This window comes from Sphingomonas cynarae (genome assembly GCF_039537815.1).
Lineage (GTDB): Bacteria > Pseudomonadota > Alphaproteobacteria > Sphingomonadales > Sphingomonadaceae > Sphingomonas > Sphingomonas cynarae.
This window is the reverse complement of the sequence record NZ_BAABBF010000015.1, coordinates 16,340-28,977: the sequence shown is the minus strand read 5'-3', so window position 1 is coordinate 28,977 and position 12,638 is coordinate 16,340. Positions and strand designations below refer to the sequence as shown.

Sequence of the window (12,638 nt, the reverse complement as noted above, 5' to 3'; positions counted from 1 at the left end):
CCGCCTGCATCGCGGTGTCGCCGCGCAGGCGGGCGATCATCGCATAACCGTCCATCTTGGGCATGTTGACGTCGACGATCATCAAGTCGAACCGGTCGAGCAGGGCGCGTTCCAGCCCTTCGAGGCCGTTGGCGGCCTCGTCCACCGCGAAGCCGGCGGCCTCGAAGACCGAGCGATAGTAAAGGCGCGTCGTCATGCCGTCCTCGACGACGAGGATGCGCTTGCCATTGGCCGGCTTAGTCATGGTCGACGGGCCTTTGATACAGGATGGTGCCGCCATAGCGGCGCGGCTCGAACATGGCGGACATCCGGCTCATGCTTTCGGAATGGCCCAGGCAGATGACCCCGCCGGGCCGCATGCTCTCGTACAGCGTCTCCACCGCCTGCCGGCGGGAGTCGTCGTCGAAATAGATCAGCATGTTGCGGCAGAAGACGACGTCGATGTCGCGGAACCGCCGCATCGCGACGGGATCGGAGACGTTGACGACGCTGAAATCGATCGACCCGCGCAGCGCGTCGCAGATCCGGAAACCGTCGTCGTGCGGCCGGAAATATTTCGCCTTCAACGCGTCGGACAGCCGGTGGAGCGCGCGCGCGCTGTAGATACCCGCCCTGGCATCGACGATCACCCGGCTGTCGATGTCGGATGCCAGTATCTCGATGTCATAGGCGTCCGCCTGCGCCCAGTTCTCCAGTATCTGCATGGCGATCGAATAGGGTTCCTCGCCCGTCGAGCAGGGCAGCGACCAGATCCGGATCGGCTTTCCCGGCGCGCGCGTCCTGGCGATATCGGGCAGGACATGCTGGACCAGCGCGTCGAACTGGTAATCCTCGCGGTAGAAATAGGTCTCGTTGACCGTCATCGCGTTGACCAGATGCTGCATCTCCGTGCCCGACGTCTCGAACCGGATCAGCGTGAAATAGTCGCGGAACGTGTTGCTGCGCGTCGCCAGGATGCGATCCTGCAGGCGTCGTTCGACGAAATACGCCTTGTTGTCGCTGAACATCATGCCGGTCTTGCGATAGAAGAACTCGCAGAACTTGGCATAATCCTGCGGCGTGATGACCGGACCGGCCGCCGCGTCCGCCACCGGTGCGGCGGCGCTCAGCATCGGCCGATCCGTTCGACGGCGATCCGCGTGGCGAAGGCGATGAAGCTGTCGTCGGGGAAGCGTGCCGGCACCGCGGCCAGCGCGGGCAGCGCGTCCTCGCCGCCGATCTCCGCCAGCCCGTCGATCGCCGCGGCGCAGACATTGGCGTGATCGTCGGCCAGCGCCGTCCGCAGCCAGTCGGCGGCGCGCCGGTGCGGCAGGACGTGCAGCAGGTTCGCGGTGAAGATGCGGACGTCGCTGTCGGGATCGCGCAGCAACTGGTCGATATGCGGCGCCACCTCGTCCGGCATCGCCGCCAGTCCTTCCAGCGCGGCGTTGCGCAGCGGCGGCATCTCGCTGCGCAACAGCGGCAGCAGCGCCGCGACCACGGCGGGGGAGCGGTGACGGATCAGCGCCGCCATGATCGCCTCGCGCACGCTCGGCACGGTTTCCTCCGCGATCCGGGCACATAACGGCGCGATGCCGTCGTCGCGCGCCTCCAGGGCGCGCACGGCGGCGCGACGGTCGGCGGCCTGGTCCGACGCGAGCAGCGCGACGAGGGCCGGCAGCGCATCGACCGTCTCCACGGTCGGCGGCGGGGTATGGGTATCGGTGTCTGCCTTGACCAGCGGCACGGGGCGTCTCCTGTTCGTTACGACGCGACGGCACGACGGCCGGGGGCGAGCCACCGGGCGATCTGTCCGGCGATGGCGTCGCTGGCGAGCACGAGGCTGGCGCCGGCGCGACGGATGAGTTCGTTGGGCATGCCGAAGACGGCGCTGGTCCCGGCATCCTGCGCGATCGTGCGCATGCCGCGGTGGTGACAGCGCGCCATCGCCTCCGCCCCGTCGTCGCCCATCCCGGTCAGCTGCACGCCGATCAGCTGGGCGGGGGACAGCAGTCCGGCGGCGCTTTCGACCAGCCTGGTGACGCTGGGGTGCCAGTTATGCTCTTCGCTCGAGGGCACCGACAGGCCGGTCAGCACGCCAGCACGCCGCGCCACGACCATGTCGGCGTCGCCGCGCGCGATATAGACGTTGCCGGGCTGGAGCGGCGTGGCGGTCCGCAGTTCCTGCACCGTCACCGCGGACAGCGCGTCGAGCCGCCGGGCGAAGACGCCCGTGAAGCTGCCGGGCATATGCTGCGCGACCAGCACCGGCCACGGAAGGCCGGCGGGCAGGGCGGGCAGGATCGTCTCCAGCACGGCCGGGCCGCCGGTCGACACGCCCAGCAGCACCAGACCGGGATCGCCCGTCACCGCCGGCGGGGACGGCGTGCGCCGCACGGGGGCGGTGGGCCGCGGCGGCACGATCGTACCGGTACGCGTGCGGATCCGTGCGTTTGCCGCGATCCTGACCTTCGCGACCAGCTGCGCCGCGATCCGGTCGAGCGACAGCGAGATCGTGCCGTCCGGTTTCTGCACGAAATCGATCGCGCCCAGGCTCAGCGCCTGCAACGTCGCCTCCGCCCCCTGTTCGGTGATCGAGGAAACCATGATGACCGCGCGCGGGCTGCCGACCATGATCCGCGCCAGACAGGTGATACCGTCCATTTCGGGCATGTTGACGTCGAGGGTCACGACGTTCGGATCGAATTCGTCGATGACCGCCAGCGCCTCCACCCCGTTGCGCGCGGTGCGGACGTCATAGCCCGGCTGCTGTTGCAGAAGCTGGACCAGATGACGCCGCATCAACGCGGAATCGTCGACGACGAGAACACGTGTCATGGTCGTCCTACGCGGCCAGTGCGGGCTGCGCTGCATCCAGGACATCCGTCGCGGGATCGATCAGGCAGTCGACGTCGAGCAGCTGGATCATGCGGTTCTGCGCGGTCAGATTGGCCACGCCGCGCACGACCCTGGCCCGCGCGCCCGACAGGTCGGGGGCGGCGGAGATCGACGCCTCGGGAATACGTCCGACCTCGGACACGCTGTCGACGATGAAGCCGACATGCTGGCCGTGGATGGTGAACACCATGATCCGCTGGCGATCCGACCGGGCGGCCTCCTCCAGCCCGAACCGGCGACGCTGGTCGATCACCGGCAGCACCGTGCCGCGCAGGTTGATGACCCCCTCCACGAAATCGGGGGTGCCGGGCACATGGGTCAGCTGGTCGGGAACGCGGACGATCTCCTGCACCGCCTCCACCGGCACGCCATATTCCTCGCCCATCAGGCGGAAGATCACATATTGGGCGTCTTCGTTGGCGACATCGGCCATCGCATCGTCTCCTTCGGCGCCGTGGTGCGACGCGTCGGCATCGCCGCGGATCGCGCGCAGTTCATCCAGGTCGAACATCGCATCGGCGGACAGCACCGACACCAGCCGACGACCGTCCTCCAGGCGGCAGATCGCGCGGATGTCGCCGCAACCGCCCTGCGAGGCCAGCGCGGCGGGCACCGGCTGGACGAGGGCGCGGTCGACGCGCAGCACCGCCTTCACCTTGTCCATCACCACGCCGACCGACACGCTGTCGCCCCCGCGCTCGCCCGGCAGCGAGACGACGACGACCTTGTTCGCCTCCGTGAAACGCTCGACGGGAAGGCCGAACATCGTGCGCAGCGACACCAGCGGCAGCAGGCGGTTGCGCAGCGTCGTCACGCCCAGCACATGACCGGGCGTGCCCGGAACATGCGTGATCGCCGAGGGAAGCTGCACGACTTCCTGGACCTCGCCGATCGGAAAGGCATATTCCTGGCCGTTGACCTCGAAGCTGACCAGCTGGTCCTCGTCGACGGTCTCGGCGGCATCCGCCACGGTCTCGGCGATCGCGGCCGGGATGCCCTGCACATCGGCCAGACGCGGCAGTTCATGCCCCGCGAAGGTGCGGCCGATCGACCGGGAGACGTCCAGCACCATCACGATGCCGCGACCATCCTCTTCCTTGATCATGCCGGTCAGCAGGTCGGTGTCGATCGTCGCCTTGATCTGCGTCACCGGCTCCAGCCGCTCGCGGTCCACCGTCACCACATTGGCGACGCGATCCACCATCAGCCCGACCGGGTGGCCATGATCGAGCACGACCACGCGGCTGGCGTCGTCCGCCAGCACCGGCGGCAGGCCGAACAGGTGGCGCAGGTCCAGCACCGGCAGCACCGTGCCGCGCAGGTTCGCCAGCCCCATCAGCGCCGGCGGGCTGAGCGGCATCCGCACCACGTCGGGAACGCGGATGATCTCCTTCACCTGCTCCAGCGGCACCGCGAACATCTCGCCCGCGCTGTGGAAGATCACGAACTGGCAAAGGTCGCCGCGTTCCCGGGTCGCGGTATCGTCGACGGCGGGGGACGCATCCCCGGCCGGTATCTTCGTCATATAGGTCATACGCCCGTCCTTTCGTGTCGGTCGGGGATCAGGCGGCCTGCAATTCGTCGGCCAGCGATGCGATCTCCTCGATCGCCGCGGCGAGCTGTTCCGCGCCGCGGGCCTGTTCGCGCGCCGCGACGCTCGCCTCGTTCGACGTGCGCACCGCCTGCTGCGCGGCGGTGGCGATCTGTTCGATCGCGGTCTGCGTCTCGCCCAGCGCGCGCATGATGCCGTCGGCGGCGGTCGAGATGTCGCCGCTGCCGCGAACGACCTCGCCGACATCGGTCGCGATCTTTTCGAGACCGGCCGAGATCGCCCTGCTCTTCTCCACCTCGGTCGCCGCGGTGTCGGCGATTTCCTGCAGGTCGTTGCGAACGACGCCGATCGTGTCCTGGATGTTCTTCACCGTGTCCTTGATCCGCTCGGCATTCTCCGCCGAATCGCGGGCCAGATTGCGGATGTCGGTGCTGACGACCGCGAAGCCCTTGCCGAACTCGCCGGCCCGCGCCGCCTCGACCGATCCGCTGACCGCGAGCATGTTGGTCTGGATCGACACGGTGGTGATCGCGTCGATGATCTTGTCGATACGCCGGCTGACCTGTTCCAGCGCGCTGATCTGGTCGCGGCTGTTGCGGCCGGCGGCGACCGATTCCGCCACGCCCTGCATCATCGCGCTGACCATGACCTTGTTCTCGTCGAGCAGCCTGGCGATGGCCTCGCCCTTCTCCGCCCCGGCCGAAGCCTGTTTGGCGGCCAGCTGGGCGTTGGTCTCGATCTGCCCGATCGCGGTCGACGACTGCTGCGTCGCGGCGGCGGATTGCTGCGCGCCGCGGTTGATCTGCTCCAGCGCGGTCGAGACCTGGGTCGAGGCGCGGTTGATCTCCTCGACCGCGCTCGACAGTTCCTCCGCGGCGGAGGCGACTTCCTCGGCGCTCTTGCTGATGTTCGTGCTGTTCTTCAGCTCCTCGGCCAGCTGGCCCAGTTCCTGGGCGGCCTGCTCGCTCTGCTCCAGCGCGCCGGTCTGTTGTTCGATGGTGTTGCTCGATTCCTGGCAGGCCGCGCTCTGCTCCTCGGCGGCGGCGGCGATGACCTCGGCCCCCTTCAGCGCCTCGTTCGCGGCCTGGACTGCCTCCTCGGCGTTGTTCGCGATCATCGTGCAGCCCTGCATGATATCGGCCATGTCGACGCGGATCCGGTCGAGCGTGGCGGTGACCGCCGATCCCTTCTGCGCTTCGTCGCGGGCGGAACTGGCCGACTTCTCGATGCCGGTGGCGACCTGCTTCACGTCTTCCTGAACCTGGACGATCAGGTCCTGGATGTCGCGTGCCGACTTCTCGCTGGTTTCGGCCAGGGTGCGCACCTCGTCGGCCACGACCGCGAAGCCCTTGCCATGCTGGCCGGCGCGGGCCGCCTCGATCGCGGCATTCAGCGCGAGCAGATTGGTCTGGTCGGCGATGCGCGCCACCGCCTTCACGACCTCGCCGATCGCGCTGGCCTGACGGTCGAGTTCCTCGACCATCTTGACCGAGGCTTCCTGCCGCTCGGACGCGCGGGTGATCGCATGCAGCGAACCCGCCACGTCGCGCGACGTCGTCGCGACCAGATCGGACAGGGTCTGCATCAGCGTCGAGGAACCGTCCGCCTGCGTCTTCATGGTGCGCAGCAGGTCGTTCGCATTCGACATGGATTTCATCGTCTGCTGCGCGGCGGCGGACGCCTCTTCGGCGCCGACGCTGATCTGCTCGGCCGCCTTGCGCAGTTCCTCCGAGGCCGACGATGCTTCGGAAATGCCGCTCGACAGTTCGGCGGTGGCCGATGCCAGCCGCTCGGAGCCCTTCTGCTGACGCGCGAACGTCCGCGCGCGCCGCTTTTCGGCATCGGCGGTCAGGCGAACGCTGCTGCTGTTCATCGCACCCACCTTTGCGGGAGCCTCTGCGGCAGAAGAAATGTTGCTTTTCTTGGCAAGAGACATCGGTAGCTCCGGTAAGTTCGATTGATGTCTGCCGGATATTGAATTCAAGGTTTAAAAATCGTTAACCCGATTTGTTAACCTCTATTGTCGTATGTATAGTGAAAAATATCAAGTTCGTTGAATACTATAGATTTTCCCTATAAAAATTATTATTGTACCGTAATGCTGACTCATTGAAGCCATATGGTTTGCATGTTGCCGTCATTGGCAATGAATAAGGCATAAAGTGCTTGATAAGTCATGTTTTAATGACTTTTGCGGCGAAAGCCGTCCGTCCGGGGCAGGCTTATCACGCTGGCATTACGATCACGCCCATCGTCCGGGTGGCAGTATAGTGATCGTCACCGTCGCGGGCGACGCCGGGGCGTGCCGCTTCCGGCAGCAACGGGCCGGTCGGGCAGAGTATATGAATATCGTGGCAAGCGCGGACACGATGTTCCTTGGTCGATGCAAGGGGACGGTATCTTCGACACAAGATCTCGGTAATCCACTTTTGGGACACGGTAAGGTTAACGGGCGATTATATTGGATTGCGAAGCAACGGATACAGTCTAGGAAGACTTAGGACGCGCCGTTCTGGCGAGGGGGAAGGACGCTTCGATGAAGACGATCATGAAGACGCTGCTGCTGGCAACCGCGATTACGGGTTCGGTGGCGAGCATGGCGGCCAGCGCGGCGACGCTGACGACGATCACCCCGGCTGGGGGCACCACCACGACCTTCACGGCCGGCGGCTATACCAACACCTCCTCGGCATCGACCGTCACCATCAACGGTATCGCCGTGTCGGGCGCGAACGGCTTCTCCTTCGGCAATACCGGCTATGGTCTTAGCGGTAACGGCAGTTGGGCCAGCGGTTTCTCCTATGTGGCGACCGACAGTCCGACGCGGGCGGTAACGTTCGATCTGGGCGGCTCGTTCGGCTCGGTCGGCGGTTTCCTGAACTATGCGCCGGGCGATGGCAGCAACCCGGTGATCACCGCGCTGAACTCGGCGATGGTCGTGATCGGCAGCTACGACCTGTCGGCACTGGCGCCGATCGTGACGCCGTTCGCGACGAACGCCGGGGCCTATCGCGGTATCGAGAGCGCCGGTAACGACATCCGCTATTTCCGGCTCTCCGGCTCCTACCTGCTGGCGCACAGCGTCACCACCGCCACCGTCGGCGCGGTGCCGGAGCCCGCAACCTGGGCGATGATGCTCGTCGGTTTCGGCATGATGGGGGCGACGATGCGCTACCGTCGCCGGTCGACCAAAGCGGTCTACGCCTGACCGTCCGGACCCCCGTCCGATATCCCGGCCGCTGCCCGAAAGGGTGGCGGCCTTTTGCCGGAAGCAAACGATCGGGTCGCCGGCCGCGTCGTTTGGGAACGGAGTGGGACAGGCGTTGACGTAATGCGCATCCCTGTGTTCTTCATGGCCGACGGGCTTTCGCGGACGCCCGTTCAGACGGGTTCCGTCCAGGTCCGCTCCACTTGCCGCGCCTGCGGTCTGGGAGCGAATCATGGATGTTCGGCGCGGCACCGCCCAAGCCCCGATGACCACCCCGACGATCACCCTGACGTCGTTGTTCCTAAAATTCCTGCGGTTCGGGTTTCTCGCCTTTGGCGGCCCCGTCGCATAGATCGCCATGCTGCGTCAGGCCCTGGTCGAGGAGGCGCGATGGATCGACCGCGGCGATAGCGGACATTCGGCAGCTGCCGCCTTTCCCAAAAAAAGGATGGTCAAATGGGACAATCCTCACTCCGCTTTCCACTTCACCGGAATACGCAGGTTCCTGATCGTGCCTGGGCTGATCTTGGCGACCGCCATGCCGCTGCCGTTCGCCATCGGCACGTCGCTGGTCGTCGTCAGTGCGCTGGGACTGACGACTGCCACCTCTTACGCAATGTCGGGGCTGGTCGATTGGAGCGTGACCGCGCTGCTGGTCGCAGGCGGAGTTATCGGGACTATCGGCGGTATCGCGCTGGGCAAGGTTCTCGGCACCCGTAAGGGGCTGCTCGAACGAGGCTTTGCCGCCGTGGTGATCGCGATTGGGACCTACATCACTACGTCATCGATCTAAGCCGCACCTTTTCCCGAAAACGAACCCACAGCGAAACAGTCGCCGGCGTGATCGCGTCGAACGCCGTCCGGGGCATTCCCTTTCCCAAAATCCGTTCCCGATTGCCCATTCCCGAAACGGCCTGTCGGAGACGGAGAAACGGGAAATGTCGCGCTTGCGCATGGCCGCTATCCCAAGCCCGGATCGCCAGCCTGAGCCTCCGGGCTTGGGTGCTTCCTGCCGGGCCGCTTTGCGACCGGTGAATATCGTGACGTGGGGGCAGCGGACCTTCCAGCGTCCGTCGGCCGCTTCTACCAGAGCATGTGATCGGTAATCACGCCGGACCTGACGAGGAGGCCCAGCGTCGCGCCGATGAAAACAAGGGTCAGGTACACGACGATGGCCCGTGTCCGGCTTCGACGGTCCGTCCGGTAGCTCATGTTCGATCACCTCGTCATTGACGCTGCCGCCCGGGTGAACGATCCAGGCAACGCCCGCGATCGGGCGACTACCGCCCGGCAGCTTTCGAGAATTGCCTTGGCCAATGCGGACATTGCGCAGCGTCGTGGAAGCGAACCCCGTTGCAGCGATGGAAACGCAAGCTGCCATCGACGTCTGGCCATGCGTCCCGGGACGCCCTGCCTGACAGCGACAGCGACAGCGACGGCTCCATGGAAGGAACCGCCGCTGTCGTCGATCCAACGGCCGACAATCAGAATTTGAAGGTCGCGCCGGCACGGAAAAGGCGACCGATCACGCCTCCCGAACTCCAGGCCGGATTATAGTTGTTGCCGCCATAGGTGTTGGGATCGAACGGTGCCTTGTCATCCAGAAGATTCACGACGTTCACATAGAAGGTGAAGTTGTCGTTGACCCGGAAAGTGCTGACCAGATCGAGCTGGAACCAGTCCTTGACCCGGCACTGGAGCGGATCGCCCGGCGTCGCCACGTTGTTGGGGTTGTAGGTGACCGCACGTTCGACGGCATCGTCGCAGCTGCTGCCGGCCCCCGAATAGTCGTCGGCATAACCCTTGTAGCCGCTGACATAATAGGCGGTGGCGGTCAGTGACCACGGACCCGCATCCAGCGTGTTCTGCCAGTTGGCGCGGTATCGCGGCGTACCCGAAGCCGATGACGAGTTGTAGGAACCGAGCGTGCCGGCATAGCGCAGGATTCCCGTCCCGTCGTTGACGTTAAACCGGTTCACATAGGTGCCCTCGAAAATGGAGGTGAACCTGGTATCTTCGGCGAGCGGGAAATTCAGCTGTACCTGGGCGTCGATGCCATCCGTCTTCAACGAGGTGGCATTACCATACAGGAAGTTCACCGACAGCGGAGTGGGCCGCAAGGTTGGGTTGCTGGGATCCGGCACGTTACCGGTAATCCCGACCCCGTCGGGCAGGGCGCCGGTAAGCAGATAATTGTCGGCGATCGAGCCGACGCCACCCGCCGTCGAAACGACCAGGTTGGTCTTCTTGATGTTGTAGTAGTCGACCGTCAGGCTCAGGAACCGGGTCGGCTGCACCACGACGCCGCCCGTGAACGAGCGCGACTTTTCTGGATCGAGATCAGGGTTGCCGACCGAGTTGTTGCCCAGCCCGTAAAGCGACGTGATATAGGCACTGTTACCATAACGGGCATAAAGTGTCGCCCGCTGGTCGGCCGACAAGGTGCCGCCAGGCGTATAGTTGGTAAAACCGATCACCTGTCCCGAGGTTTCCGGGATCGATGGTGCCCGGAAGCCTTGCGAATATGTGCCGCGGATGGCGAGCTGACGGAACGGCGTGAACTTCGCGCCGATCTTCGGCGAGAAGCGGCCGAACCCGGTCGAGTAATGATCGTAACGGCCGGAAGCGTTGACCTCCAGCGTGTCGAGTACCGGTGCATTGAGCTCGAAGAACGCAGCCGAGACATACTGGTCGCCGACCGCCGACACCGGGTTCACGGTGATGAAGTCGTTGTTCGGCACCGCCGTGGGGTTGTTCAGCTTCTCATAGCGAATCTGCCCACCGACCCCGAGCTGCAATGGCCCGCCCGGCAGATCGAACAGATCGCGGGTCACCACTGCCTGCATCTGCCAGAGTTCGGAGTTCGAACGCGTGGTCAGCGTCTGGCCGATCGAATCACGGACCGCCTGCGAATTGGCGGAGGGATCGACGAAATTATAGGTGCCGTTGTTGATCGCGCTGATCAGGTTCGGCAAGTACAGCAGGCCGCGACGTTCGATATCCAGATCGGACCGCATATACGTCGCTGCCGCGGAATATCCCCAGCCATCACCGAACTTGCCGTCGATGCCGGCGGCCGCGCGATAGCTGCGGTTGACGTTCTGGGTGCCGGCCGCAATGTCGCCGAACCGGTAATAGATCAGCGCCGCCTGGTTCTGTGCCGCGAACGGGTTCTGCGGGTTGAGCTGGCCGTTGCTGAGTCGGGCGGGCAGTGCGATGCCGGTGGTGATCGCGGGGTTGATCGATCGAATCGACTGTGGCGTGCCGCTGATCTGCACCTTGCTCTGATAGAAGGTCGCGACGAAATAGGCCTGCGCGTCGTCGCCGATGTTGGCCGTAGCGTGGGCAGTGCCGCCGAACCTGGTCTGGAGGGGCTGGATCAGCCCATAGTTGTTGACGATGTCCTGCTCGCAATAGGTGCCGGCGGCCGCCGTGGTGTTCGCGGTCAGCCCCTGACCGGCGCACCCGCCCTGCTGGATCGGGCGGAACAACCCGCCGGCCACCGCCGTGCCCGTCAGCACGTTACCTGCCTGGCTGAGAGTGGCGGGGCGCACCACCGCCGCGATCGTGCCGCCGGTGGTCGAGGGGGAATAGGGCGAGAAGCCGAAATTGCCATTGGCGCCCTGTTGGCCGTTGGCCAGGCGGATGCGCGACAGGTTGTTGGTGTTGTACGGAAAACCACGGTCGCGGTTGAACACCGATCCGACGTGCTGATACTCGCCGCTCAGATAGAAGTTGAACCCCTGATCGCTGAGGTCGCCATAGCCATAGGTCAGCTGCGCGCGCTGGTTCTCGGAATCGCCACGCTGCGCGATGCCGGCCTCGACGCGGCCCTGCAGACCCTTGATCTCTTTTTTCAGGATGACGTTGACCACGCCGCCGATCGCATCGGCACCATAGGTCGACGAGGCACCGTCCTTCAACACCTCGACCCGCTCGACGATCGCGGAGGGGATGACGTTCAGATCGACGAAGCTGCGCTGACCGTCGTCGGCCTGCGGGTAATAGGCCGCGCGCATCCCGTCGAACAGCGTCAGCGTCGAATTGGTGCTGAGGCCACGCAATGAGACGCCAACGGCACCCGCCGCAAAGCCGCTGTTGAAGTTCTGCGGCACGCTGCCACCATTACCGGCGGAGATGGTCTGCACGGCATCGGCGATGGTGGTGATGCCGCGCTGCGACAAGTTCTCCGCACTGAGCGAAGTTACCGGCGACGGCGTTTCGGTGTTGGCGCGGCGAAACAACGTTCCCGTCACCACGATGTCATCGGCGGTTTCTGCCGTTTGATCGTCGTTATTGATCGATGTGTCGGCCGAACCGGATGTCGGGATGGTGGGACTGGAAGTAGGATCGGCCGGGTTCGGTGTTGCAGGCGTTCCGGGAGCGGCGCCGGCGGTGCTCTGGCTCGGATCGGTCTGGATCGCAGCCAGTGCCTGCACAGGCAGCAATGTTACCGCAGCTGCGGCGACGGAGAGCAGCAACCGCTGCTTCGACGAACGGATGACGATATTCATGACAGCAAATCCTCCCGAGAAATGCGTCAGCGCTAGCCACGAGACGCGATCCCCTGTTCAGCGCGCCATTGAGGCGAGCTTATATCCCAGCCATGCTGTCATATTACCGGACCTGTAAAGTACCGTAATTACTGGCAATGAGGGTTGGCACCATGCTGTTGCCCGGCGGCCACAGCCCCTGTCCGGCACCATGCGGACAGGGCCAAACCCGCTGCCCCATCCAGCGCGATCGCGCTATGTAGCTGATAGTATATCTACGATATAGATGCTCACATCATAATCGTGATCGTCAGGCGGAACACCATCGTCCTTATCGCTGGTCCGATATGTGAAGGTCCATTTCGATCGACGTCAAATCGTGACAGGGCATTTTGCCCTGGATGACACTATCTCAAGATTGAATCTTGCGGAACTTCAATGTCTTTAGCGGTTTCCGATCTGACTTTGAAATATCAATCTTCATTGATACATACATGCTTCATAACTT

Annotated in this window: 9 protein-coding genes; 2 read left to right on the top strand and 7 right to left on the bottom strand. The window is 64.6% G+C overall.

Features of this window, described 5'->3' with window-relative positions:
• From ABD719_RS18435 to ABD719_RS18410, 6 genes are all read right to left on the bottom strand, one after another.
• The coding region (locus ABD719_RS18435) for a response regulator transcription factor (protein WP_344694834.1) at positions 1–244 on the bottom strand (244 nt) is incomplete at its 3' end.
• Positions 237–1,112: a CheR family methyltransferase gene (locus ABD719_RS18430; RefSeq protein WP_344694833.1), complete on the bottom strand. Its 876-nt coding sequence runs from the start codon at positions 1,110–1,112 to the stop codon at positions 237–239. The genes ABD719_RS18430 and ABD719_RS18435, both read right to left, overlap by 8 nt.
• Positions 1,106–1,726, bottom strand: a complete 621-nt coding sequence (locus tag ABD719_RS18425) for a HEAT repeat domain-containing protein (protein WP_344694832.1) — start codon at positions 1,724–1,726, stop codon at positions 1,106–1,108. Before ABD719_RS18425 ends, ABD719_RS18430 begins: the two co-directional genes overlap by 7 nt.
• A gap of 17 nt (positions 1,727–1,743) precedes the next feature.
• Complete coding sequence (cheB, locus tag ABD719_RS18420) at positions 1,744–2,817, bottom strand: chemotaxis-specific protein-glutamate methyltransferase CheB (protein ID WP_344694831.1); 1,074 nt, start codon at positions 2,815–2,817, stop codon at positions 1,744–1,746.
• 7 nt (positions 2,818–2,824) lie between these two features.
• Positions 2,825–4,411: a chemotaxis protein CheW gene (locus ABD719_RS18415; RefSeq protein WP_344694830.1), complete on the bottom strand. Its 1,587-nt coding sequence runs from the start codon at positions 4,409–4,411 to the stop codon at positions 2,825–2,827.
• A gap of 28 nt (positions 4,412–4,439) precedes the next feature.
• Positions 4,440–6,302 (bottom strand): methyl-accepting chemotaxis protein, encoded by a 1,863-nt coding sequence (locus tag ABD719_RS18410; protein WP_344694829.1) that lies wholly within the window; start codon positions 6,300–6,302, stop codon positions 4,440–4,442.
• A gap of 663 nt (positions 6,303–6,965) precedes the next feature.
• Between ABD719_RS18410 and ABD719_RS18405 the strand changes: the two genes are divergently transcribed.
• On the top strand, positions 6,966–7,637 hold the full coding sequence (locus ABD719_RS18405) for a PEPxxWA-CTERM sorting domain-containing protein (RefSeq protein WP_344694828.1): 672 nt from the start codon (positions 6,966–6,968) through the stop codon (positions 7,635–7,637).
• 358 nt (positions 7,638–7,995) lie between these two features.
• Complete coding sequence (locus tag ABD719_RS18400) at positions 7,996–8,430, top strand: TSUP family transporter (RefSeq protein ID WP_344694827.1); 435 nt, start codon at positions 7,996–7,998, stop codon at positions 8,428–8,430.
• Positions 8,431–9,121: 691 nt separating this feature from the next.
• Here ABD719_RS18400 and ABD719_RS18395 read toward each other — a convergent pair.
• Entirely contained in the window at positions 9,122–12,151 is a 3,030-nt protein-coding gene (locus ABD719_RS18395; RefSeq protein ID WP_344694826.1) for a TonB-dependent receptor domain-containing protein, read from the bottom strand.
• Positions 12,152–12,638: the final 487 nt, after the last annotated feature.

Excerpts from the sequence above, each read along its gene's own strand:
- ABD719_RS18430 (WP_344694833.1), bottom strand. The coding sequence starts at position 1,112 with ATGCTGAGCGCCGCCGCACCGGTGGCGGACGCGGCGGCCGGTCCGGTC.
- cheB (WP_344694831.1), bottom strand. The coding sequence starts at position 2,817 with ATGACACGTGTTCTCGTCGTCGACGATTCCGCGTTGATGCGGCGTCAT.
- ABD719_RS18415 (WP_344694830.1), bottom strand. The coding sequence starts at position 4,411 with ATGACCTATATGACGAAGATACCGGCCGGGGATGCGTCCCCCGCCGTC.
- ABD719_RS18410 (WP_344694829.1), bottom strand. The coding sequence starts at position 6,302 with ATGAACAGCAGCAGCGTTCGCCTGACCGCCGATGCCGAAAAGCGGCGC.
- ABD719_RS18405 (WP_344694828.1), top strand. The coding sequence starts at position 6,966 with ATGAAGACGATCATGAAGACGCTGCTGCTGGCAACCGCGATTACGGGT.
- ABD719_RS18400 (WP_344694827.1), top strand. The coding sequence starts at position 7,996 with ATGCTGCGTCAGGCCCTGGTCGAGGAGGCGCGATGGATCGACCGCGGC.
- ABD719_RS18395 (WP_344694826.1), bottom strand. The coding sequence starts at position 12,151 with ATGAATATCGTCATCCGTTCGTCGAAGCAGCGGTTGCTGCTCTCCGTC.